22 protein-coding genes and 1 riboswitch are annotated in these 24,956 nt (G+C 41.7%); of the genes, 9 read left to right on the forward strand and 13 right to left on the reverse strand.

Translation table 11 applies throughout. The features are described from left to right. Positions 1-463: 463 nt before the first annotated feature. On the reverse strand, positions 464-823 hold the full coding sequence (locus GNF10_RS14040; RefSeq protein WP_185585708.1) for a Rieske (2Fe-2S) protein: 360 nt from the start codon (positions 821-823) through the stop codon (positions 464-466). Positions 824-1,111: 288 nt separating this feature from the next. Between GNF10_RS14040 and GNF10_RS14045 the strand changes: the two genes are divergently transcribed. Then, positions 1,112-2,959 (forward strand): VWA domain-containing protein, encoded by a 1,848-nt coding sequence (locus GNF10_RS14045; RefSeq protein ID WP_185585707.1) that lies wholly within the window; start codon positions 1,112-1,114, stop codon positions 2,957-2,959. Positions 2,960-3,035: 76 nt separating this feature from the next. Here the strand turns inward: GNF10_RS14045 and GNF10_RS14050 are convergent, their stop codons facing one another. From GNF10_RS14050 to GNF10_RS14060, 3 genes are all read right to left on the reverse strand, one after another. Then, positions 3,036-3,734, reverse strand: coding sequence for a DUF6745 domain-containing protein (locus tag GNF10_RS14050; RefSeq protein ID WP_185585706.1), 699 nt, complete (start codon positions 3,732-3,734; stop codon positions 3,036-3,038). Beyond that, the gene (locus GNF10_RS14055; protein WP_185585705.1) at positions 3,734-4,066 is read right to left on the reverse strand and encodes a hypothetical protein; all 333 of its coding nucleotides are present in this window, start codon (positions 4,064-4,066) and stop codon (positions 3,734-3,736) included. The genes GNF10_RS14050 and GNF10_RS14055 overlap by 1 nt, the downstream gene beginning before the upstream one ends. Before the next feature lie 77 nt (positions 4,067-4,143). Further along, complete coding sequence (locus tag GNF10_RS14060) at positions 4,144-4,731, reverse strand: hypothetical protein (RefSeq protein ID WP_185585704.1); 588 nt, start codon at positions 4,729-4,731, stop codon at positions 4,144-4,146. 346 nt (positions 4,732-5,077) lie between these two features. Between GNF10_RS14060 and GNF10_RS14065 the strand changes: the two genes are divergently transcribed. Continuing rightward, positions 5,078-7,066 carry a S8 family serine peptidase gene (locus tag GNF10_RS14065; protein WP_185585703.1) on the forward strand — a complete coding sequence of 663 codons (1,989 nt, stop codon included), beginning with the start codon at positions 5,078-5,080 and terminating at the stop codon, positions 7,064-7,066. Positions 7,067-7,191: 125 nt separating this feature from the next. Here the strand turns inward: GNF10_RS14065 and thiC are convergent, their stop codons facing one another. The 3 genes from thiC to GNF10_RS14085 form a co-directional block, all read right to left on the reverse strand. Then, a complete protein-coding gene (gene thiC, locus GNF10_RS14070; protein WP_185585702.1) occupies positions 7,192-8,565 on the reverse strand; it encodes a phosphomethylpyrimidine synthase in 1,374 nt (457 codons plus the stop codon). A 7-nt stretch (positions 8,566-8,572) separates the two neighbouring features. Continuing rightward, positions 8,573-8,669: riboswitch (TPP riboswitch) on the reverse strand. Between the two features lie 308 nt (positions 8,670-8,977). After that, entirely contained in the window at positions 8,978-10,183 is a 1,206-nt protein-coding gene (locus tag GNF10_RS14075; RefSeq protein WP_185585701.1) for a calcium-binding protein, read from the reverse strand. A gap of 1,058 nt (positions 10,184-11,241) precedes the next feature. After that, complete coding sequence (locus GNF10_RS14085; protein WP_185585700.1) at positions 11,242-11,721, reverse strand: sulfur transferase domain-containing protein; 480 nt, start codon at positions 11,719-11,721, stop codon at positions 11,242-11,244. Between the two features lie 527 nt (positions 11,722-12,248). Between GNF10_RS14085 and GNF10_RS14090 the strand changes: the two genes are divergently transcribed. Together GNF10_RS14090 and GNF10_RS14095 are read left to right on the forward strand one after the other, a co-directional pair. Next, a complete protein-coding gene (locus GNF10_RS14090; protein ID WP_185585699.1) occupies positions 12,249-12,746 on the forward strand; it encodes a GNAT family N-acetyltransferase in 498 nt (165 codons plus the stop codon). Between the two features lie 121 nt (positions 12,747-12,867). Then, positions 12,868-13,497, forward strand: a complete 630-nt coding sequence (locus GNF10_RS14095; protein ID WP_012410065.1) for a TetR/AcrR family transcriptional regulator — start codon at positions 12,868-12,870, stop codon at positions 13,495-13,497. 132 nt (positions 13,498-13,629) lie between these two features. On the opposite strand, the gene GNF10_RS14100 is transcribed toward GNF10_RS14095, so the two are convergent. The 3 genes from GNF10_RS14100 to GNF10_RS14110 are packed head-to-tail and all read right to left on the reverse strand — an operon-like array spanning position 13,630 to position 16,629. Next, positions 13,630-14,343 (reverse strand): gamma-glutamylcyclotransferase, encoded by a 714-nt coding sequence (locus GNF10_RS14100; protein ID WP_185585698.1) that lies wholly within the window; start codon positions 14,341-14,343, stop codon positions 13,630-13,632. Between the two features lie 54 nt (positions 14,344-14,397). Continuing rightward, the gene (locus GNF10_RS14105; RefSeq protein ID WP_185585697.1) at positions 14,398-15,147 is read right to left on the reverse strand and encodes an SDR family NAD(P)-dependent oxidoreductase; all 750 of its coding nucleotides are present in this window, start codon (positions 15,145-15,147) and stop codon (positions 14,398-14,400) included. 45 nt (positions 15,148-15,192) lie between these two features. Beyond that, complete coding sequence (locus GNF10_RS14110; protein ID WP_185585696.1) at positions 15,193-16,629, reverse strand: MFS transporter; 1,437 nt, start codon at positions 16,627-16,629, stop codon at positions 15,193-15,195. A gap of 30 nt (positions 16,630-16,659) precedes the next feature. Between GNF10_RS14110 and GNF10_RS14115 the strand changes: the two genes are divergently transcribed. The 4 genes from GNF10_RS14115 (at position 16,660) to GNF10_RS14130 (ending at position 19,781) form a co-directional block, all read left to right on the forward strand. Beyond that, positions 16,660-16,842 (forward strand): hypothetical protein, encoded by a 183-nt coding sequence (locus GNF10_RS14115; RefSeq protein WP_185585695.1) that lies wholly within the window; start codon positions 16,660-16,662, stop codon positions 16,840-16,842. Between the two features lie 137 nt (positions 16,843-16,979). Continuing rightward, positions 16,980-17,429, forward strand: a complete 450-nt coding sequence (locus tag GNF10_RS14120; RefSeq protein WP_185585694.1) for a hypothetical protein — start codon at positions 16,980-16,982, stop codon at positions 17,427-17,429. Between the two features lie 301 nt (positions 17,430-17,730). Beyond that, positions 17,731-18,750 (forward strand): Npun_R2821/Npun_R2822 family protein, encoded by a 1,020-nt coding sequence (locus GNF10_RS14125; protein WP_185592066.1) that lies wholly within the window; start codon positions 17,731-17,733, stop codon positions 18,748-18,750. A gap of 83 nt (positions 18,751-18,833) precedes the next feature. After that, positions 18,834-19,781 carry a glycosyltransferase family 2 protein gene (locus tag GNF10_RS14130; protein WP_185582040.1) on the forward strand — a complete coding sequence of 316 codons (948 nt, stop codon included), beginning with the start codon at positions 18,834-18,836 and terminating at the stop codon, positions 19,779-19,781. Positions 19,782-19,910: 129 nt separating this feature from the next. On the opposite strand, the gene GNF10_RS14135 is transcribed toward GNF10_RS14130, so the two are convergent. Together GNF10_RS14135 and GNF10_RS14140 are read right to left on the reverse strand one after the other, a co-directional pair. After that, positions 19,911-20,630 carry a chromosome partitioning protein ParB gene (locus GNF10_RS14135; RefSeq protein WP_185582039.1) on the reverse strand — a complete coding sequence of 240 codons (720 nt, stop codon included), beginning with the start codon at positions 20,628-20,630 and terminating at the stop codon, positions 19,911-19,913. Next, positions 20,627-22,009 (reverse strand): AAA family ATPase, encoded by a 1,383-nt coding sequence (locus tag GNF10_RS14140; RefSeq protein WP_185607173.1) that lies wholly within the window; start codon positions 22,007-22,009, stop codon positions 20,627-20,629. Before GNF10_RS14140 ends, GNF10_RS14135 begins: the two co-directional genes overlap by 4 nt. 227 nt (positions 22,010-22,236) lie before the next feature. Here GNF10_RS14140 and GNF10_RS14145 point away from each other — a divergent pair, with 227 nt between their 5' ends. Further along, positions 22,237-22,608 carry a zinc ribbon domain-containing protein gene (locus GNF10_RS14145; RefSeq protein WP_185584280.1) on the forward strand — a complete coding sequence of 124 codons (372 nt, stop codon included), beginning with the start codon at positions 22,237-22,239 and terminating at the stop codon, positions 22,606-22,608. Between the two features lie 67 nt (positions 22,609-22,675). Here the strand turns inward: GNF10_RS14145 and nblS are convergent, their stop codons facing one another. Next, complete coding sequence (nblS, locus tag GNF10_RS14150; protein ID WP_185584278.1) at positions 22,676-24,622, reverse strand: two-component system sensor histidine kinase NblS; 1,947 nt, start codon at positions 24,620-24,622, stop codon at positions 22,676-22,678. Positions 24,623-24,956 lie beyond the last annotated feature (334 nt).

Here is a 24,956-nt window from a genome sequence, read left to right on the forward strand (position 1 = left end):
GCATAACACACCCTACAGCTAATTTATATTTCTTCATATACATTGAATTTTTCTCACCGACTTACTTATTACAAATAAAAAATAATTTAAATAATTGAATTTATCTCCAATCATATAGTTCCCAATTGGCACAAGTTTATAACGCAATCAAAGTCAGTGCAACTACGTGAATTCGTTCAGGTATGTAAGTGATAAAGGGAAATTTGTCTTAGGGTATTTCTGACCAATAACAAGATACAACTATTGGATGAAGTGTAGCGATCATATAGAATTCTTGAGATTCAATTGAGGCATTGAGAAGTCCATAGAAACGGAGGTTGTTTTTTGCCAATCCTCCGTTTCTAATATTTCTATTGTCACTCAAAAATGAATAGGTAAAGCGTTGCAAAAAGTTTAGGTAACATTTTGTAGCCTACTGACAACTTCTGATGTTTGTCCAATAGTATTAAATCGAGACAGGGTGCTATTCCTCTTGTACATCAACCCAGATACTACCTTCTTCCACACGAATAGGAAATACTGGTAATGCCTTTGGTTGCGAAACCAACGAGAGTACTTTACCTACACCAGGTGGCCAGGAACACCAGCCTTGTACCTCACCAGTCCGCAAGTCAAAAGCACTGCGATGGAAGGTACAAACAATTGCTCCACTTTCAGTAATTTTCCCACTTTTCAACGGTAATTTTAAGTGGGGACAGTTGTTATCTACAGCATAAAGCTGATTCTCATGATTCAAAACCAGAATTTTCCGGTTGCCAACTTTCACCACTTCTCGCGTACCCGGGGAAAGTGCTTCGACTGCAAGAACTTTAGTCCAGCTCATTAGGTTCTCCTCTCCTAATATATCTGCTTTCAGTTTCTCGCAATTGTGACCAGTGCGATCGCCTTTCAGTACTAGTAAGCAGTCAGTAAATTGCAAACTTCTGCCGAAAAAGCCATGTCTACGATGAGCTTTGCTAACCTTGGCGAGATATAGCCGCTATAAAATTTTACATTAAACTTCATTTATACACTGGATAAACTGATTTTTGGGTAAACTAAAAAAAGCAGCTTTTATCCTTGCATCATAAAGCTTGTAGCTTATCACAGACAATTTGGAGGGATATAAAAAATGATTAAGACAAGTTACGAATTTGACCAGTCTATTCTCCCCGCCGGATCTTCATTAAAGACTAATATTTTGCTACGTTTTCGTCCTGACATAGCTGAATCTCCCCGACGGAACCTTAACCTTTCTCTTGTAATTGACCGTTCCGGCTCTATGGCGGGTGCTGCCTTACATCATGCACTCAAAGCTGCTGAATCTGTGGTAGATCAACTTGAACCAGATGATATTCTCTCAGTAGTGGTTTACGACGATGAAGTAGACAGCGTTGTACCACCCCAAGCTGTAACTAACAAAGCCACACTGAAAGATTCTATCCGCAAAGTGAGAGCAGGCGGTATTACCAACTTATCGGGGGGATGGCTCAAAGGCTGTGAACACGTCAAAACGCAACTTGACCCGCAAAAAATCAACCGTGTTCTCTTGCTTACCGATGGTCACGCCAATATGGGCATTCAAGACCCCAAGATACTAACGGCGACATCAGGGCAAAAAGCTGAGGAAGGTATCACCACAACTACATTAGGTTTTGCTCAGGGTTTTAATGAAGACCTGCTGATTGGTATGGCAAGGGCCGCCAGGGGAAACTTCTACTTCATTCAAAGCATTGATGAAGCAAGTGAAGTGTTTAGTATTGAGCTAGACAGTCTTAGAGCAGTGGTAGGACAAAACCTCACAGTGAAACTTGAGTTGGCTGAAGGTGTCAGTCTTGTTGATACCTTAAGTCTTGCAAAAGTTAGCCAAAATGACGCTGGTCAAGCTGTTATCAGCTTGGGAGAGCTTTACGAGGGTGAAGACAAACTTCTCGGTTTAAGTTTGGTGATATCAAGCGCTCAAATTGGTGAGTTACCTGTGATGAAACTGCATTACAGCGCCGACGTTATCCAAAATGACCTCATTCAAAACGTTTCAGGCACAGCAGATATTATCGCCAAAGTTGGCACTGTTGAGGAAGCCGCTTTTGCCTCTACAAGCCATATCACTCTTGAACTGAGCCGCCTCACCATCGCTAAGGCTAAAGAGATTGCCCTCGATTTAGCTGAACATGACAGACACCAGGAAGCAGAAGAAACCCTGCGTAGCCTGGTGAAAGATTTGCGGGATAAAGGTTTAAACGAGAATTTTGAAATTGCTGAAGAGATCGATCAACTTGAGTATTTCGCAAGTCGAATCGCCCAAAAAGCTTTAGGTAATGCCGGACGTAAAGAATTGCGAGATCAGTCTTACCAGACGATGAACCGCAATCGTAACGACCTGGTGGGGCGCGGTGTTACTGCTGGTGATGAAGTGTACGCAATGCCGGTTGTCAATGAAGTTGGCTCAGGTGTTGAATTGTATTGCGTTCGTGATGGGGGTAAACTACGGGTCAAAGTCATCTCTGAAGGCTACGATTCAGCTAAGAATGTCCAGTTTCCCCGGAGTATTCGGGCTGAGGGAGCAAGGTACGTTGTTGAAGGGCTGGAACTCTCAAGCGAAGGTACTTTCTACCGTGTACGTGGCAATATCACTCGTTTTGCTCAACCCGGTGAAGCAGATATCTTCGTTGCCCCTAGACAATCGAATATAGCTTATACAGGCAAAGCCTCTAAAGGGCCTGCTAGTGCTGCCGATCTTCCCATAACCGATATTGTCAAAGATGGCATTCTTGTTCAGTGTGTCAAAGATGGCAGCAAGCTACGCGCTAGAGTGGTTTCCGACGGCTATGAACCAGATTGGAATATGCGTTTTCCGCGATCGGTTCGTGAGGAAGGGATGCTTTATGTCGTTGATGAAGTCAAAACAGCACCTGATGGAAAGTCTTATATTGCGTGTGGTGAAATTAAGCGATTTGTCCAACCCACTACTACCAATTAGCTCATAAAATCTCTGCGTTCTCTGTGCCTCTGCGGTTAAATAAATTGCTTTTAAACCGCAGAGTACTTGGAGCTAACTATGCCTCGATCGCAGGGTGATAATCATCTGGGTTATCAAAGCCCGCAATCCAAGCAGCTGCTTGATGACAATTCCGCATATAAGGGGGAACCCGCAAGATATGAATATGTCCTGTAGATGGACAGGTTACTTTTAAGACCATAAGCGGCTCGTCATCCTCAAAAGGAATGTAGACTAGTTGACGTTCTCCACCAGCATCACGATCGCGATCGCGGATTAATCCTCCCACTTGCTGCAAAAATGTCTCGTATCCCAGACGCTCAATCAGCACGCGGCGCAACTCAACGTTCTCTATATTGAGAATATCTTGCCCTGTTAGAGACTGGGATTCAAAGGCAATCTTATCTGTCACTTCCACGCCTCGCCAGCGCCAAACAAAACCATGCCCCGCAGATACACTAGCAATCCCACTTTCGGCTAACTCGATCCAAAAAGTAACGTGGAGTCCTGTGGGAAGGGTTGTGAGGTTTACACAGCCGCTGATATCAAGACTTTCACAGGTGAGATTTTCCGGTAGATTGTAAAGATCCAACGCCCCGCTTAAATCCAGATGTCCTAAAACGCGCATCCCATCCCAGGCGCGATGTTCAAGGATCAGTTTTCGAGCATATTCAGCCGATACAGGCTCTTGGCTTTGGTTTGGGCGCTGCTTAATTGGTTTATTCGGCACGCGTCCATTAGACATGATCTTGAGCATTAGTCTACTACCTCCACATAGGCATCAGGGCGATATTCGCGTTGTCTCCAAACGTGGTAAAGCCCTTGTGGTAATTCAATCGCCCGATGTTCTTCATGAACTAAAGTGGCATTTGGTTCTTTAACTTCAAGAAAAAGGTCACTACCATGTACCCACAACTGAACAGCATGGGATTGTTGAATGCGATGGCTATGTCCTGTAATTTCACCATGAGCGAGAGTAGCACCTAGACGCTTCTGAGCGCCGACAGGTAAGCTAGCAATATGTCTAATTAAAACGTCGCCATGTCTGTAGAGAATACTAGCTTGGGGGTTATTGCTGTTGTTAAACATCTTTTTTATAAGCTCATCAAATAACTACGAATTACGTTAGCGCAGCGTTAGCGACGTAGGAGCGTCATTACGAATTACTAACGCCCTAGTCTCAAACCTCTTTCCATAAGCATCTGAGGTTCGATATTCTCAACTTTTGGTATCGCTTCTAGCTGAGGAATCTTTGCGATCGCATCTGCAATATTACCTGATTGGGCACGCAACCAAGCGGCGTGAGGCGCATAGTCAAGGATTTGTACTACTTCGTAACCCGCTCGATTAATTGCCTCATGCTGAGACTTTACATCAACGCCTTCAGCAAAGCGGATGAAAACCAGTCCAGTTGGTACTGCTAAAGAACCATTGGGTTCTATTGTGTAAACTGGACTCAGTTTACCCTGCTCTGATTGATTGGGTTCGCCTGGAAAAACTGCGTAGGCGTAGCCCATCGTAGACATCGCACCATCGTTAAGTTGTAAAATTGCTCCTGGTGCTACCGTCTTGGGTTGATTATTATAATGTATTGCATAGTACCCAGACTTCCGAGTGTAAGATATGGCAGTGCGATCGCTGCCAACCCGAATTTGTTCAGGATAATCAGAAAAATAGTCGTTTTGAAATTTCACTTCAGGAATCAGGGGTAAAGAATACACCTGTAGAAAATACTCAGCCGGAAAATAAAACATCTTTCTCAAGTTCTAATGATGTTATAGCGTTTTCAGTGGTATAGAATACAAATCTTTTATCGGGATGCAAACTATATATCCCTAGTAATAGTGGAGATTCGAAAAACAGCCTGATTTTGAATTTTTCTTTTCTGGAAAAACGAATTAAAAGTTTGTATGAACTTTAGAGAGATTAAATTCTGTTGCAGCTGGATCTTTTTAATGTCGTAATACACATATAACACATGAAATAAAAACCATCCATAAACTAAAAAACGCACACTGCGTATAGCAAGCTTTACAAGTAGTGCATAATACGATTTCCCAATGCCCAATTTTCAAGACAAATATCCCAGGAGATTAAGTTATGGTTCAGGTTCGCTATGGTGGACAGAACGGTCAACAGTATGAACTTGCTATCAGTGAAGAACACGTTGTAGTGCGTACCGAAAGCCGCAGTACTCTAATTGGTGCAAGACCGTTTGAAGTCGCACCTGTGTCACCCACAGCTCGTAGCATCCTCAATCAATTCGAGTTAACAACGCGGTTTCGACAAGCGGGTGTAGAAATTTTGCGTGCGAAAGTTCCGACTCAGGGTGTCGCTTTGCGCGATCGCGCCCGTGAAATTCTCAACCAAGAGTCTGAAGTCCAATTTGCCGGACGTGTCTTGATCGATCCAGCCTCCAGCCAACCGATAATTTACACCGAAAACCTCTTCGTTAAATTCGATAATGAAGAAGAATCAAGGGTCTGCCAAGAGATATTGGGACGTTACAGCTTAACAATTAAACGCCAACTTGAATACTCACGAAATGCTTATTTTGTCAATGCACCTACAAATACTGGTATAGCTATCTTTGACATCGCCGAGAGACTTCTGAATGAGGAATCAGTCGAACTGTGTCATCCTGAACTAGTGCGTGAATCACGCCAACGTCAGATTTTCCCGCAGCAGTGGCATTTAAAGCAAACAACAATTAACGGTAAGGTAATTAACGCCCATGCCAACGTTGAAGCAGCTTGGAAGTTGAGCGATGGCACAGGAACAATTATTGCAATTATCGATGACGGTGTGGATCTCGATCATGAAGAATTCCGTTCCTCTGGAAAGATTGTTGCCCCGCGTGATGTCACACGTAAAAATGACAATCCCAGACCGGGAAACGACAATAACCACGGGACAGCTTGTGCAGGAGTAGCTTGTGGCAACGGGAAATTTGGTGCATCAGGTGTAGCACCAGGCGCAAAATTGATGCCGATTCGTTTAGCTTCCTCGTTGGGGTCACAGGATGAAGCAGATGCTTTTATTTGGGCGGCTCAAAATGGTGCTGATGTGATTTCTTGTAGTTGGGGCCCAGCAGATGGGACTTGGTTTGAGCCAAACGATCCTCTACACAAGCAAAAAGTACCTTTGCCTGACTCCACAAGATTGGCTATGGACTTTGCAATCAATAAAGGACGTAACGGTAAGGGATGTGTAATTTTATTCGCGGCTGGCAATGGTAACGAAAGTGTAGATAACGATGGCTACGCCAGCTACCAAAAGGTAATTGCGATCGCGGCTTGTAACGACTTTGGCACAAGAAGCGCTTACAGTGACTTTGGTCAGGCGGTGTGGTGTGCCTTTCCCAGTAACAATGGTGATAGTTCTCAAACCCCTGGAATTTGGACAACCGATCGCGTTGGTGTACTTGGGTATAATTCCGGTAATGTAAATCTGGGTGATGCCGGAGGTAACTACACAAACGAATTCGGCGGAACTTCTAGTGCTTGTCCTGGTGCGGCTGGTGTCGCAGCATTGATTATTGCCAGAAACCCAAATCTGCGTTGGGATGAAGTACGAGATATTATTAAACGCTCTTGCGATCGCATCGATCAAGTTGGAGGTAAATATGATGCCAATGGTCGCAGCCCTTTCTACGGTTATGGTCGAATCAATGCTCTCAAAGCTGTAGAATTGGCCAAGCCGGCGCAAACATCGCCCATTAGCAGATTCCAGGCAGTACAAGATATCCCAATTAACGATTTGCAAACATCAACATTATCGTTGGCGATCGCTAATACCAGCCTGATGAAATCCATCAAGGTTAATGTAGACATCGAGCATACTTACATTGGGGATCTTGTAGTTACTCTTCTTCCCCCAGTACAAATAGGCATACTTCCCATTATTCTGCACGATCGCCAGGGCGGAGCTACAGATAATATCAAAACAACCTATGACGAGGTAAACACCCCAAAACTTGCTGCCTTTAAAGGTAAAAGTCCCCAAGGAACCTGGACTCTGGAAGTTGCAGATAAAGCTAGCACAGATACAGGAAAGATTCGCAGCTTTACCATTGAAATGGGATTTTAAGCCAATACGTTTGAGTTAGGGAGTATGGGGATGAGGGAGTAGGGGAGGCAGAGGGAACAAGGGAGGCAAGGAAAGAAGAATTATTGACCAATGCCCCATTCCCCATTCCCCATTCCCCATATCAATTAGCTTTGAGTCACAGGCTCTTTCGCCAAGAACTTCTCTAATTCTGTCAGCGCATCAGCATCAACCTTAGTTTGCATTGGGCAGAACTTAGGCCCACACATCGAACAAAACTCAGCAGTTTTATAGATATCTGCTGGTAAAGTTTCATCGTGATATTCCTTAGCTCTTTCTGGATCGAGTGATAATTCAAACTGACGGTTCCAATCGAAGTTGTAACGCGCCTTAGAAAGTTCATCATCTCTATCCCTCGCACCGGGGCGATGTCTAGCAATATCAGCCGCATGAGCCGCTATTTTATAGGCAATCAACCCATTCCGCACATCTTCGGCATTTGGTAGACCTAAATGTTCTTTGGGTGTTACATAGCACAGCATTGCAGTACCGTACCATCCAGCCATCGCTGCTCCAATGGCTGAAGTAATGTGGTCATAACCGGGGGCAATGTCTGTCACCAATGGGCCCAAAACATAGAAGGGTGCTTCAGAACACTCTTCCATTTGCTTACGGACGTTGAACTCAATTTGATCCATTGGCACGTGTCCTGGCCCTTCTACCATTACCTGGATATCATCTTCCCAGGCTTTGCGAGTTAGCTGTCCGAGGGTTTTCAATTCAGCTAATTGTGCTTCATCTGAAGCATCATGAGTGCAGCCAGGACGTAGAGAATCTCCTAAACTGAAGGAGACATCGTACCTTTTGAAAATCTCAATAATATCTTGGAAGTGGGTATAAAGCGGGTTTTGCTTGTGGTGATGTAGCATCCACCGCGCCAAAATACCGCCGCCACGAGAGACAATACCGGTGATGCGGTTTCTCACCAAGGGCAAATGCTCAATCAAAATCCCAGCGTGGATAGTTTGATAATCTACCCCCTGCTGGGCGTGCTTTTCAATGATATGGAGAAAATCATCAGCAGTCAGGTTCTCGATTGTGCCGTGGACACTTTCTAAAGCTTGGTAAACCGGCACCGTACCAATGGGAACAGGTGAAGCTTTAATGATTGCGGTACGAATTTCATCCAAATTACCGCCGCCTGTAGACAAATCCATCACGGTATCAGCACCATACTTCACCGCCAGATTCAGCTTATCAACTTCTTCCTGAAGATTAGAAGAGTTGGGGGAAGCGCCGATATTAGCATTAACCTTACATTTAGAGGCGATACCAATAGCCATCGGCTCTAAATTAGTGTGATTAATATTAGCGGGGATAATCATTCGCCCCCGCGCCACTTCATCACGAATGAGATCGGCAGGGAGATTTTCTCGTTGGGCGACGTAGTGCATTTCTTCGGTGATGACACCTTGGCGGGCGTAATGCATTTGCGATACATTAACCTGCCCACGCCGTTTAGCAACCCATTCTGTCCGCATATTATGATTCCTCAATAAACAGCTTCCCTCCGCTGGTATTACCCAGACTCAGGTGTTAAGGGTGTGATCTCAGCCTGGTTATGTAGGCACCCCTAGCATGGATGTAGTGTATCACTTTCGTTATGTCTGGGAGCAAGGGTGTTAACAATTTATGAGGTGAGGGTGGTGTTAAGCTGTTTTTCTGAGTCTAATACTACTTCATGGATTTTTTCTGGAGTCATTGAGGCGGGATAAGTCCTAGAGGGAAATTTTACCGTCAAACGATCTGCGTGGCAGGTTTGAAAGATTTAGCATCTAAGGGATTATAACAAATGTCCATTAATCTAAAAAAGGCGATCGCATCCTTTACACCCTGCAACTAAAAACTTTTAACCACAAGGTACTATGGGGCGATCGCTTTGACTTTGTACAATTAAACAACAACAAAATTAGTTGCACTTAGTGACAATCCATCGCTGAGGTGCGCGAATTGTACCTGAGTAAAGGCGCCACCGCTACCATCTTGGTCAAAGAACAGCGCACCTGTACCGTTGTCGTAGATAAATCGTTGAGCGTCCGTTGTCGCGGCTGAACCGATGGTAAACTCACTAGTCGAGAGTGCGCCTGTTACTAAAGATCCGCCGAAACCAATAGCCGAAACCTGAATAACTTCAACAATCGGGTCGAAGTCATAAAGACTATCAACACCTTCATCGTAATTATTGAAGGCAAATGTATCAGTGCCCTCTCCCCCAAATAGATAATCATTGCCTCTGCCTCCAGTCAGGAGATCGTTGCCATCATTTCCGAAAAGGAAATCGTTACCATTACTGCCTAGAATAGTGTCAGTGTTAGCTGTACCAAAAATATCTAATTGTTCAATATTTTTATAGTTAACTTGATACGTCCCAGCTGTAATTGAACCTTGGTTAGTGACTGTATCGAAAGTTGAAGTGATTCCCTCAGTAGTAAAACTACTATAATCGATAGACAAATAGTCGTCGCCCGTACCTCCATCTACCGTTTGAGTCACTAAAACAGAGGGAGTAACAGAGGGGGCGCTCAAATGGAAGGAGTCGTTGTCACTCCCTCCTTTAAGGGTGTTGTTGCCACTAGCACTGTAAGCATAAAGTTGATCGTTCCCCAAGCCACCGCTTAAAAGGTTATTTCCAGAAGAAGAAGAAATATCAAACACATCATCCCCGGTTCCTCCCTTAAGGGTGTTGTTGCCAGTGGTATGGGCAGCAAAAAGTTGATCGTTCTCAGAACCACCGTTTAAAAGGTTATTTCCAGAAGAATGATAAATATATAAATAATCACTTCCTTCTTCTCCATTAAGGGTGTTGTTGCCAGTGGTATAGGAAGCAGAAAATGCATCATTCTCAGAGCCACCGTCTAAAAAATTTTTCCCAGAAGAATTGTTAATATTAAAATAATCACCTCCAGATCCCCCCTTAAGGATGTTGTTGCCAGTGGTGTTAGAAGCATAAAGTTGATCATTCCCCAAGCCACCGTCTAGGCTATTATCTCCTTCGCCACTATATAAGATGTAATTACCATCTCCTCCAGAGAGGCTATTATTGTTAGTTGTACTTATGATAATGACATCATTAGCATCAGTACCATTGATATTTGCCATAACTTCTATTGACCTAAATTGACTTTTCAGAGGCTTGCTGTTTTAATGCACATAAACTATACCAAGAGTTGACACTTTCGGTATAGTTTATGTCGCGATTGAGAAACACAACTTTTGACTTTGACCAGCCTTTTGACAGGCTGAAAAGGACTTTTTGGCTAACTTACTGACACAATACAGTTGATTAATCTAATCACTATAGTGTTTGTTTAGTTGAGCGTCACTACTTGGAATGGCATTTTTTTACTCCTCGGACTTAGTATAAAAATCTTATGGTGATTACGTATTTATATCTTGGAAATCTAAATAAGTTACTGATGAGAAAAGATAAGAAAAGAGATTTTTATTGTGCATTTTGTACCCAGATGAAGCATAAATCTTGGCACAGCCTACATTCTAGTCTAATACAAAGTTGATGGGTGTCTCTTGGATAAGTCAAAATTATGCCCTCAGACTGAGAGGTTGAGGGCTACTTACACAAGTGAAATATCCTAGAGGAAATTACTTAGATGAGCTATCTATGCGTTAATTGAACCGAATTCGGATTTGATATTACAGATTAGACAACAAAAAATTAGTTGGGCTTAGTGATAATCCACTGCTGAGTTGCGCTAATTGTACCTGAGTAAAAGTACCATCGATACCACCTTGGTCAAAAGCCGCACCTGAGTTCTAAGCGATGTGGACAATGCGGACACATTGTAGATAAACTGCCTCTAAATATCAGAGAGTGGGATTGCCAAAATGCAGTACACATCACGACAGGGATATCAACGCGAGTAAGAATATTTTGGCTGCGGGACTCGCAGTTTCAGCGCCAGTCACTCATAGGGGAAACCCCCATCGCTTTTAGCGTCTCCCCTTGAGAGAAGACCGCGCTGGCTTGTCTGTGGAGCGAACATAAGACCTGACAGCCTTAAGGCTGAAGGGTGGTTGCAAAAAAACCGTAAGGCTCGCCTTGAGCGCAGTCGAAAGGGAAAGAAGCAGAAACCTAAGTCGTGAGTCTTAGGAATCCCCGACCGTTCACGGCGGGGAGGATGTCAATTAGTACATCTGTTTCAGCAAGTAGGCACAGCTAACTTGGCGTGTTTGTTAACGTAGTCCACAAATAATTGCTTCAGCCGGGGACTCACGCTGGCGTGTTCAAAGAATCCAAAACCCAGATTCTTAGCTCTTGCTAAGGTTTCTTCTGGTGTTAATCCTTCCTGGATAGCGATACTTAAGAGTGCAATTCCAGTCGAGCGCATCCCTGCTGCACAATGCACAACTGCTGGTTTAGGAATTTCTTCGAGTGCTGTGAGGATTTTGGTAATGGCCTCTTCATTCAAGTTTTTTAAATCTACCTTGAGTGGAACATTCTTATAATGTAGCCCCAATGCTTCAGCTAATTTTTGCTCATCCTTGGAAAATCCTAGCTCATCAGGCGATCGCAAATTTAGAACGGACTTAAAACCTTCTTGGATAGCTTGCTCAAGCTGTTTTGGTATAACTTGTCCTGTTGTCGTTAAGTTTTCGTTAATCTGTATGGCGTTGATCACATTTACTCCTTTTGACTTTCTAATGTAATGGCTTCCAGCTGGGTAAATAGTCGAATCAGCAAGCTTTGAGAAGTTATTAAAATAAGCACTACAAAATTAGCTAAATATCAAAAGATATCGCTTGATTACTTCAAAATATGTCTTTTGAAGTTGGTTATTTTATTGCTTTATCCATAATATACGGTTTGCCGATAGATTTAGTGGTAATTAGAGCTTATTATAATTTATGCTGATAATATTATCAAAGCTTATGTATCAGCCGTCTGCAGTGGTTCTCTATTACTGACAGAGGTGTGACTCAATTGGAAACTGCTAATATCAGTAAAGCAGTTGAGAATTTGGCTAGTTGATGGATTGCGATGTCTACGACGGGTGGTTCCTGAGCGCAGTCGTACCACTTTGTGGAAGCAAGCTACGCGCAGCGTCTCCGACAGGAGAAGGGCTACGCCCTACGCAACTAAAATTTCTTTCTTATAACATGCCAAAAAGTCAAACAGACATATAATCTGAATGTCAGTCATGAATCTATGAGTGCTAACGAAATATCTCTTCGACCTGCCCAAGAAACAGATGCGTGGGTGCTGAGTGCAATTCATATTGCTGCTATCAAAGCTTTGCCTGCAACTTTCTACACTCAAAAAGAACTTTTAGCTTGGCGTAATTACCGCGACAAACCGGATAGTTCAAATATTCTGAAGAGTATGAAAGTGGAAACTTGCAAAGTTGCGATTAAGGGAGATGCTGTTATAGGTTTTGCTAGTTTTATCGTTGATGAACTCATTGGACTGTATGTCCATCCTAAATATCAAGGTAAAGGGATTGGGCGTGCTTTAGTTCAACATTTTTGTGATGAAGCAACCGATCAAGGTATAGATAAGGTAATTACAACTGCTAGTCTTTATGCTGAAGGATTTTATTTACGACTGGGATTTACTGCGATCCAAAAAGCACCTCATTATTTAAGCAAGGGGATAGTTGTTCCAGTTACGAAAATGAGTAAAATATTAGCTACGACACTGAGATAAATTTGAGCCTATACCAGATTTCCAATAGCTTTAAAAGTACTGGTATCAAGAGTATTTTTATTTAATTTACAACAACTTTGGAGACATAACTTATGATGAAAGTAAGTACTTGCCAGTATAAATGAATAAAAGCATCCGTTCATCAACTCTCACTCGTATACGTTTGATAGAAGCCGCCTCGCAAGTATTTGCCAGTTTAGGTGTTCAAGGAGCGACTACCCGTGAAATAGCTCGTGTTGCTGGTGTGAATGAGGTGACTTTATTTCGTCACTTTGCTAGTAAAGAACAACTTCTGGGAGCAGTCATCAAAAATGCCTTGGCACTCCAGACCGAAGCTCTTGCATACCCCGAAGCGTGGACACAGGATCTAAAAATTGATTTAAGACAATATGCTCATCTTTATAATACTATGCTAGAAGCACAGGAAGACTTAATTCGTACATTTATTGGAGAAGCTAAACGTCATCCTGAAGCAGCTAAACAAGTGATTCAAGAAGCTGCCAAGCCTTTAAGAGAAAAACTAGTTGCTTATCTGGAATCTAGCCAGAAACTAGGCACCGTGAGAGTAGACCTCGCTCCATTTCCAGCAGTCGATATGTTTACGGGAATGCTATTAGCAGGAATGCTGTGTCGCAGTGCAAAATTTAATCAAGGCAGCTATAGCTGTGAGGACTATATCGAAACCTGTGTAGATATTTTTGTGCGCGGTATTAGTACCTCTAACAGTTCTCAATGCGGCTGTAAATTCTGAGATAAAGTAGATAATTTATGTTAATAGTATTGATTAGAAATAGTTAAAATTAGCGTTTGGGGATAATTATTTTTCACAATTTAAAATTGTACCCAATTAAATTATTTATATTTAATTTGAGGTTCACAACAGTTATTCATAATTAGTAGTTGGAGTAGAGCCGCCATTAACTAAAAGCGCTTGTTGTTTTGCCAGCACCTGTTTGCGTAACAAGAGCAATTTTCTATCTTTTATACCTTCTGCGATTAATCCATCGACAGTTTTCAAGAGATAATCAGCGCAGGAACCCAATTTTCCAGATGCGGTGGCAATACTATTAACAGTAGTAGTTAATGGTACTTGATGAGCATACCTGGGATGCTGACGGTTAGCAACAAAGGCGATCGCTTTAAATTCTTGTGTACCATCAAATACTCTTACCCAACGGGCAACGTAGACACCAGCTAACATTTCCCGTCGCCAAACCAGCAATAATTCGGATGCTACATCAGCAGCAGCAATTCGATAAACAATACCACGACAACTACCGCCGCGATCGAGTCCTAAAAGTAATCCGGGATTCTCTGGAGTACCGCGACCGAGAATCATCCATGTACAAAAGCGCCGATGCCAACCATAAATTATCCCAGCACGGCGCTCGACGTATGTGATTAAGGGATTCCAAATCAGGGAACCGTAGGCAAATATCCAGATATCAGAATTTGGTAGTTGATGTTGTAGTATTTCATGGAGCGATCGCTGTAACTCATCTTTGCTCAGGGTAGTTAACTTGATTCCAGAGTGTGATGCTTCAAACAGTCTAGTCTGTGCGTTTCCGGCTTCGAGGTCGCTACGACTGAGTGACATATATAATGTAGATTATTTCCTTTCCTGTAAATATTCAGTAATTTCACTATAACTTTAATGTTCTTGTCCCGTTGGCCGGATAAGAATTTCGTTGACATTAACGCGCGACGGTTGCGTGACGGCATAAACGATCGCAGCAGCAACATCTTCGCTATGCAGAGGTGTGATTGCCTTGCGTCGTTCCTCAATACGTTGTTTGGCAACTGGATCGGTAATTTGGTTGTCAATTTCTGTATCCACCAAACCAGGTTCAATAATGGTGACGCGGATGTTGTCCTTGTGGACTTCTTGGCGTAAAGCTTCTGAGAGGGCATTAACGCCCCATTTGGTAGCATTATAAACACCGATACCCGCCCGTGCTGTCCGACCTGCCACTGAGGAGATATTGACTATGTGCCCCGATTTTTGCGCTTTCAACAGAGGTAAAACAGCATGAGTAGCATATAGCAGTCCTAGTACGTTGATGTCGAACGATCGCCGCCAGTCTGAGCTATTTCCAGCTTCAATGGTTCCGAGTAAGGCAATCCCTGCATTATTCACCAGGATATCGACCCTTCCCAATTCTGCATTTGCCTTTGCCACCAAGTTATTTACCTGGTTTTCATCAGTCACATCAGTGACAATGGGCAATGCCTTGCCACCACTAGCTTCAATCCGTTCTGCTAATGCCTGAATGCGATCGCCACGCCTAGCAGCCAATACTACTGTTGCTCCTTCAGCTGCTAAGGCGATCGCAGTTGCTTCTCCAATTCCTGCTGAAGCCCCAGTGATAATTGCTACTTGTTCTTTTAATTTACCTGTCATTTATTTAATTCCTTAGGATTAGTAATTCGTAATTGCTAATTGAGATTAGTTATTCTCCCCCTGCCTCTTCCCAATCCTCAACACGGATGCGACTGCTGCCCCACAAAGTATTAAGGCTGCGAAGCGAAAAGTTCCTTGGAACCCCACAACGATCGCATCAGGAGGGGCAACAGAAACATCTGCACCCGCAGACATGCTAGCGATTAATGCTCCGAATACTGCCCCAATTAAAGAAACTCCTACCGTGTTTCCTGATGTACGTGACAAAGATAGTAGCCCAGAAGCAATCCCTAGCCGCTCCCTTGGTACTGCTCCCATAACAGTGCTGTTGTTGGGCGATTGGAATAAACCTAGTCCAATACCGTAAATAAAATAGCGTGACACATAGCCTAGCTCAGTAATCTGAGCATCAAAGGTGCTAATGCCCAAACAGCCACCGATCATTAACCCCAGTCCAATTGGGCTGATTAGTCGAGCGCCAAAGCGGTCTGAAAGTATTCCCCCTAGTGGGGCAATTAACCCACTAAGTACGGGTGACACAGCTAGTAGCAGTCCCACTTTTACCGTCGGATAATGCTTGACGCTCTCTAGAAAGAAAGGGACGATGAGTAGCGAACCGCCGATAACAATGAATGCTAGCCACCCACTTAGCAAACCCATACTCAACTGAAGATTGCGAAACAGGTGTAGTTCTAGTAGCGGCTCTTTTATGGACGCTTCAACTACCAAAAAAATTATGAAACTTAAGGTAGCGATCGCTAATAATACTAGTGCATTGGTACTGCCAAAGCCCTGGCTTTGCCCTAGCGTCATACCCAGACCAAAACTACCCAGAGTCAATAAAGCCAATATAGCTCCAAAAAAGTCAAATCTCTGTTTACCCTGAATGCGTACAGAAGGTGGCACTACCCGAGCTATCAAGAAACTAGCGATAATCCCCAACGGTACATTGATGAAGAATATACTATGCCAGCCTGATAAGCTTAGGAGCAGCCCGCCTGCGGAAGGGCCAAAAGCAATTCCCAATGATACAACACTACCGATAACGCCAACAGCGCGACCTCGCTCCGAAGATGGAAAAACTTCTGTAATAATTGCCAAACCAAGCCCAGAAATGAACACAGCACCCAGTCCTTGAAGTGCGCGAAAGGCAATCAACCACTCAATACTAGGTGCAAAACCACACAACAGCGAACTGAGAGTAAATAGAACAAGTCCCCCTTGATACAAGGGTTTCTTGCCCCACATATCTCCCAAGCGGGTTGCCCCCAAAACTAAACCGGAACTGACCAACTGGTAACTCAATACAGCCCATTGGGTCGTCGGAAAACTGGTACCAAAAGCTTGCACTAATGTGGGTAAAGCAACATTGATGATGCCCACATCGAGGGTAGACATGAACACCCCAAGTCCGATACCGAGTAAGACCCAATTTTTCTGAGCCTTTGACAAAGCCAGAGGTTGTGTTTCCAATTGTGCCAAGGTTTAGCCTCCGCCTTTGATTTTACGGTTATGAATAGTTTGCATACGTATATTCATTATCCTCACTACCTGTTCGCTGCGATCGCTTTGTTGCTCAGAAATACTCTGGATGAATTGCAAAATTCAGTTTTATTTCAGGCATTATCTTCTCAGTCAGCAACACTGGCTTTTCTACTTGTCATATATCTTGGTAAAGTACTTACATACTTTTAACCCCAAGCTCCTTCGACTTTATCAAGAATAGTATTCCGTAAATACGGCAACTCGATAGATTCACTGTATTTTATACTAGTTAGCAAACTATCATAGACACCTCTAAGAAGCAAGTCCTAGAGATTTTCCTATAAGCAATGACTAAAAAAGCTGCCTTATCTCGATTTGCCTTAGCATTTATTGCAGGCTTTGTGTCTGTTTTGTTATTTAACCAAGGTATGTTGGCGTTACTACACACAGTGAATTTCACGCCTCGCACTCCTTATTCAACTGCACCAACACAACCATTTGGAATCCCACAAATTTGGTCAAGTGCATTCTGGGGAGGAATTTGGGGAATAATTTGGGTAGCAATCGCGCCTCGGTTTCAAAATAATAAAAGCTATTGGTTAGCAGCATTGGTATTTGGTGCAATTGCCCCAACGCTAGTAGCTTGGTTTGTGGTTGCGCCACTCAAGGGTCAGCCCATAGCTGGAGGCTGGAAATTTGTGGGAATAGTCACAGGTTTATTAGTTAATGGTGCTTGGGGAATAGGAACCGCCGGGTTGTTGAGATTATTCTCTAGAAGGCAATTGTTCAACAGCTAGATTTTTTAAGACTGTATCCCAAAAGCTCTCATTACTGGTACACTGCCACGTACTTTAATCAAATGTCCTAACGCACAGGACATTTTTGGAAAAAGCGAGGCCACAGTAGAGGTTTTGACGGTACAGACAAACAATGAGTAATGTTAGTATCATAAAAACTAAGCAAAATCCCTTAATCCTTGCCCCAGCATAAAGTGTAAAGATGTGTATACTAATAATGATTCGAGAATAATAGCTCAGAAAATAACGAGAATATTATTTGCGTTACTCAGTCACTGCAAGAGAAAAAGGATTTATCAAAATGGATTCCTTCGGTATCTACACCCTGGCTAATGATGTGGTGTTTGACCAACTAGTAGCTTTGCTAAACAGTATTGAGGTGAATGTTAGCGCAGATATTCCTATTTGTATAATTCCATATAATGAGCAACTAGATTTAGTTAGAAAAGAAATTAAGAATCGAAAAAATGTAATCTTATTTGATAATTGGGACGTAATTCAACACTGGGAAGAATTTGCTCATCAGGTTTGGGCAGCACATCCAAGGGAAAAAGATACAAAATTATCACGTCCTAGTTGGTACAAAAGTCATTTACAAAGAAAGTTTGTTGCCTTTGAGGGTATTTTTGATAAGTTCGTATTTTATGATGGTGATAGTTTGGCAATGAAGCCACTCAATAATGTAATTGACAAGCTAGAAACATCAGATTTTGTTTTTGATGATTGGGAACACCTTAAGGATAGGACTGTTGCAGCGTTAAATATTTCAGTTATAGAGAAAACTGGACTGTATACAGAAGCAGATATACGTCCTAAGCTGCATTGTTCTAGCTTTTTTGGCTCTAAGCGAGGATTGTTTACTGTTAAAGAAATTGAGATAATGAAGGAGAGATTAATTACTAAACAAGAAGTTGAGTGGATTAATGGACATGGATGGTGGGATGATTCTTTTTTGTTTAACTATATGACCTTGCGCTGCGATCGCCCACTTTTTAACTTTACACTTAGCCCCAACGGTGAAGAGAGAACAGGTAACTGTGCCAATGCAGATCCCTTTGTCAATATTAATAATGTTCTTTACAATCAAGATGGCTTAAAACCAATTCATCGTATACATTATATGAGCTATTCTTCTCGTGATTTTGCCCAGTTATCTCAAGGACAAGATGTTAATATATGTTATGCAAATGAATTTTTGCACTATCGCTTTCTTAAACAACCAGAACAAAGACCAAAACAGCTTAAACCAGCGAGTATAATTACCAAAACTAATAATTTTCTTAACAAAACAATGAATAAAATTCAAAGAACTATGCGCTAAATATAGCTCGACTGACGATGTATTAAATTAGTAATTGATATAAACTTTCTATCTTCTATATTTTCCAGTTATTAATATAAAATATGCCTAAAATTACTGTTTGCATTCCTACTTTTAATCGTGTTAATCTTCTTCCTTATGCCATTGACAGTGTACTGAATCAGTCTGAGCAAGACTTTGAGCTAATTGTTTGTGATGACGGTTCTAGCGATCACACACCTGAACTAATGTCACAGTATACAGACCAACGGATTAAATATATCCGTCATCTGCAAAATATTGGTAAAAGTAATAATATGCGCTCTGGCTTTGATGCTGCCAGTGGTGAGTATTTTATTAAATTTGATGATGATGATCGGCTCACACCAGATTTCCTCGCAAGTACCGCAGCGATTCTTGCTCAAGACTCTAGCATTGATTTTGTTGGTACAGATCATTGGATAATTGATATTAACAATGTGCGGGATGAGGCAAAAACTCAAGAAAATACTCATCGCTGGGGTAGAAAGAATTTACCAGCAGGTGTTGTAGATAATTTGTTGGAAGTTGTATTTGTTAACCAAAGTTTTCAAGTTGGCGCAACCTTATTTCGTCGCAAAACCTTGCAAGATTTAGGATTTATGCAGCCAAATATGCAAAACTGCGAGGATAATGATTTATTTGTGCGTTTAGCTTTGGCGCGAAAAAAGGGTTATTTTTTACCAAAATTATTGATGGAATATCGCACTCATGCAGAACAGCAAGGTATAAATAGAGCCATTCCTTATTTATTTGATAAAATGCGGTATTTAGAAAGTTATAAGTTTGATTCTGAAAAAATAGAGACAATCAGGAAAAATCGTCTAACTGAAACGCAGTTATTATTAGGTTTGCGTTTAATAGAAAAGGGTGAAACGCAAAAAGGCAGAGAGTTAGTTTTGGCAGGACAGTCTTTTTCAACTCCTAAAGCTTGGACTGGTTTAGGTTTATCGCTGTTACCAGTTGGGTTGCGAGGTAAGGCATTTAATGCACTGCGTCAGGCGCGGGGTTAGACATTGACATATTGCAATACGGTTCAGCTAGAGCCAAAAATCTTAACCTGCGTAGGTTGGGTTGAGGAACGAAACCCAACATTAAGCTTTAATGGTTGGGTTTCACTTCGCTCAACCCAACCTACGATTCTAATAACTTCTTGACCACTCATCAATAATAGTCAAAATTGTTTTATCACCCAAGTTTTTAACAGATTTTACTACATCACGGTAATCTTCAAATTTTTGCTTTGGTTTCTTATGTCGAGCATCTTCTATAGCTTTGGCAAGTTTTTCTGCCCCAGGAATTCTAGAGCGTTGTAACTTTATAGATAATTCATCTTTATCCAAAGAATTCAATAAACTAAGTGGATTATTCTGTTCACCCTTTTGGGGAATAAGGTTTTCAAGTTGCTTGAACTGATTCTCTATTCTCTGTCTTTCTTGTATAAATTCTGACTTAAATTCATTGAATTGCTTCTCAAGACGTAATTCTAGATTTGCTAGACGTGGTTCTAACTTGGTTATTTCTGGCTGTGGTGCTACAGGTTTAGTAGAAGAATCAATTCCTTTGAGAGATGCAACTTGCTTTAAAACTAAATTTTCTAATTTTGGGGCAATGACAAAGGCATTAACCATTTCAGCTTGCCGAGGATTTTTTTCTCGTGCCCTGACAGCAGCATAATATTCAAAATGTCCATCAATTAACGTATAGCTCTCTACTCCTGTCACTTTCACAACTAATGGTCTGATAATTCCTCCTGTTTCTATAATTATGTCTGCGAGGTTTTCCAAATCAGTCTCTGAAAAATTTGATCGAGGGTCATTAGAAGTAATACTTTTTACATCTACTAAAGAGAAATTCATCATTTATTTAACCCTATTCCTGTTAACACTTCGTCTGCTAGGATTTCAAATTCCATAGCAGATTTTTGAGCATCTGATTTTAACTCTTCTGCGTATTTAATAACAGATTTGGGATCAGGATATTCTAAATCTCCAACTGTTATAGTCTGATTCATACATTCTGATAGCACAGTTCTATCATAAATTACTGCTTCCATCAAAGGCAGATTGTAACGTTCTAAAATTACGCTTCTTTGCTTAGGAAAAGTATATTGTAAAAATTTAGAGTTAGTTGATATTTTTGAAGCCAGGATACCCATTAATATAATGTGTTGTTTTCCTATCATTTCTCTAAATTCATTAACTTCTATAATAAAATTTTTAACACTTAACAACCCTTGGTTTGCAAATGGCTTTAAATCTGAAGGAATGATCAGGTAATCAGCAGCTACAAGTGCAACTTTCGCGTATAAATCCCTGGATGGAGGCGTATCGATAATAACAATGTCATATTCTTGCTCTACTTTTTTTAATTTCGTAACTAATCTAGTTTTACTAGCATCAATTTGATTAAGTTTATACTGTCCTTCTATTAAATTAATATGTGCAGGAATAACATCCAATTCAGGGTTGTTAAAGTAATGTGATTTTCGAGTAACATCGGGTATTAAATAAAAATCCCCTGATTCTAATAAATGATAAATGTTAGAATCTCGTAAATCATCTTCTTCGTCAAATTGGAATTTTATTAATCCTGTAGCAAAAGTAGTATTTGCTTGAGAATCTATATCAATCAAAAGCACTCTTTTACCTTTTTTACGTAATGCTGCTGCCAGGTTGACTGCAACAGTAGTCTTTCCAACGCCGCCTTTATTGTGGTAGATTGCAATCGTTTTCATTGAATGTTGCCTTTTTGTCTCAAAATTTGAATTATTTTCTATCTGAACTTTTGATTTATCTATTAACTGTCCTTCTTTCAAGCTTTCTCTACCAATTAGAGTTTTAATTTGATCTATTTTTATCTCAACTTCTTTCCCAGAGCATTGAAATATTAACTGAATATCAGCCTGTAATTTTTGATAAATTCTAATCTCTTTGCCATTAGTCAGCAATCCATACCTGACATTCAAGCTGGTTAAATAATGCCTGAGTCGGGGGACATGATTATTTAAGTTTTGTTTGGGATGCTTTGCCTCCATAACGACACTCAGGGGTGAGTTGGCATCTAAAACAAAAGGAATCACCTGTGCAGCAAATGCTAAAAAATCTAAGCGGATGCTACCAACGGCAACTTCTTGATGCCAGGTGTCAGGAGTATAACCTAGCTGCGGTAGCAAATATTGCACTATGAGTTTGCTTTCAACTTCGCTTTCGTTACGGCATAGCTCAGGATTAAAAGGCAATATTTTTCTACCTTTAAATAATTATTGGACTTAGCACAAAACCTTATACTTGCCAGATTATTACATACCTTTAATTACTCTGTGTTATATAAATCACTTATAAAAATATAAATTATCATCATAAAATTAGTACTTTTGCTGATACAGGCTCAACTTTTGAGAGCTATTTTCCCATTAAACTTGTAAATGGCTAGAATCAAAGTGTTTACCTATTTGTGCTAAAGGTTTTGGCTACTGTATCTTGTCCCCACTGCCATCAACTCGTTGATAGTCAAGCTATTAGTTGTCCCTATTGCCGGACTACACTCAAAGCTTACGGTCATCCCGGTATTCCATTGCACCGCGCCACTGGGGATAGTTATCTGTGCGACACCTGCACCTATCACGCTGATGATACTTGCAATTTCCCTCAGCGTCCCTACGCCAAAGACTGTACCCTCTACCAAAATATTGAACAGACAAAGTTAGACTTGGAACAGCAGCGTTACACTAACAGTTTTGCAATAACTGTGAAAACTTGGGTAAAACGCAATCAGGCTTTGCTGTTGCTATTAGGTTTATTATTGGTCTGTTTGTTGTTCGTGATATTAAGGTCTTGATTGGTGTTTAGTGGGGATTGGGAATAGGAAATGGTCGAAATTAACAACAATGCCCAATCCCTAAAGTTTAAACAGTGGTGATTTTGGATGCTTCAGTTATAGCTTCAACTTGTATCGGTGGCGCTTTTTCCTCAAAGGCGGCTAAGTCGAACCAAAAAGTTGTGCCAATGCCAACTTCACTAACTAGATGGACTTTACTACGATGTCTGTCGATGATATTTCTGACAATCGATAATCCTAAACCTGTGCCTTCTAGGGTGTGAACTCGGTTTTCTACGCGAAAGAAGCGTTCAAAAATTGAGTGCTGGTCTTCTGTAGCGATGCCAATTCCAGTATCGGAAATTTCAATCCGCACTGGAGAAGATTGGCTGTGATTGGGTTTGAAATCTAGTTGGTAAGCGCGGATTGCTACTTTACCACCAGCTTTGGTAAATTTGAGGGCATTACCAATTAGGTTGCCAAAAACTTGTACTAACAGATCGTAATTACCCATTACCAGGGGTAAATCAGTATCAACTTCCTGAAGAAGTTCAACACCTTTATCTTTTGCATTGAGTTGGTAAGTACGCAATGTTTGCTCGATCGCTTGGGCTAGATCCACTCCATCGAAGTTATACTGACGACCAGATTCGAGTTTTGATAAATCTAATACATCGTTAACTAGGCGGGTTAGGCGATCGGTTTCATGGTTAACTGTTTGCAAGAACTCTTGCCGTTCTTCTAATCCTAAGTCTTCGCCGTAGTCATGCAGGGTTTCAATATAGGTTTTGATGTTAAATAAAGGCGTTCGTAGTTCGTGAGAAACGTTGCTGATAAATTGGCTTTTTGCATCGTTTAATTCCACCTCACGGGTTATGTCTTGGACGGTAATCGCAATGCCTTTGATGCTTTCTCTTTGCAGGTTGAGTACTGTAGTTAAGAGAATACGGATTGTTCGTTGGGTGGGTTGGTTAAGAAAAATGCGGAATTCGGCACTTTCACATTCGCCTGCTGCCATTTCATACAATGGGCCACTGATTTCCATTTGTACTGCTGGCGGCAAGTGATGCAACACATTGCAGCCGACCACATCAGCCGTTTCCCAGCCAAAAATCCGCCGCGCTGTGGGGTTGACTAATATCACCTGCATGTTGTTATCAATCAACACAGCACCATCTGCGATCGTGGAAACTAGGGTTTCTAGCTTGGCTTTTTCGGCGGTCAGTTCTTCAATATTCTGTTCTTCATAGCGTTCTAATCGCTCTGCCATCTCATTAAAGCTTAAAATTAACTCCCCTAGTTCGCCCCCTAAAGGTAAATCAATGCGCTGCTTGAAATTCCCGGTAGCAATTTCCTTTACCCCCACCAGGAGTTCTTTTATAGGTTTAGTGATGGTCAAAGCGTTTATTACTCCTGCCAAAATCACCATTACCCAAATCGTGATAAAAACGGCAATGGTGACATCGCGGGTAAAATTGGTGGAGATGACAGCAGTTTGATTGGGATTGATACCGATCGCTAATACACCTAAGTATTTCTTATTAACTATCAGAGGAATAAATACATCGGTAACAATCCCATCTGGGGTCATGTGTTGCCGCACCATCGGCTTTTCCCCATCACCAGGGTAATCTTCTGGCAGTTGTATTCGCCGTTTAATGGTGAGAGAATTTTCTACCTCGGCTTCCCAAAAAGGTATGCCAAAGAAGATTTCCCCGGTTTCATCAGCGTAAAGCATATAACGCACGCTAGAGGTGCTGCTGTAGAAGCGTTGAGAAAATTGGGCAACCTCTGTGAGATTATTGTCAGCCACGAGGGGGGCAACATTGGCAGCAAGCAGCAAACCCAAGTCACGCCCGAAGCGGGTGTCATTCATCCGCGCGTCCTGCTGAATTGTATTCACAGCCCAGAAGGTCAAACCACTCATCACCAAGGAAACCACCAATGTAGCCACAGCCAGCAGCTTAGTCTGGAGGGTGAACTCAGACCACCAACTTGCGATCGCATGTCGAATTGTTTTTAACAGAGTTAGCATCTTAAATAAAGTTGTTAGTAGTCTTTGTTATAAAGCCCAACAACTAAAAAATTAACAGTTAATTTGACAAATATGTTAGAGGAACGGGAACGGGGATTATCAGAGGATATCCCTGTTAGGGTTGTCTTAACGAATTTACCTCATTTGGGCGATCGGAGTTGAAAAAGAGGCAGGGGGGCAGGGAACAAGGGGAGCAACGCGAAAAAGTTAGATTATCGTGAAATAAAGAGAAAATTTTAGTAATTTTTTCTACTGAAATAGCCATGAATACACCTTTTTCTTTTTCTTCCCCTGCCTCTTGTTGATATCCAATTGAGGATTAAGGCGTTAAACC

This window comes from Nostoc sp. UCD121 (genome assembly GCF_014222285.1).
Lineage (GTDB): Bacteria > Cyanobacteriota > Cyanobacteriia > Cyanobacteriales > Nostocaceae > Nostoc.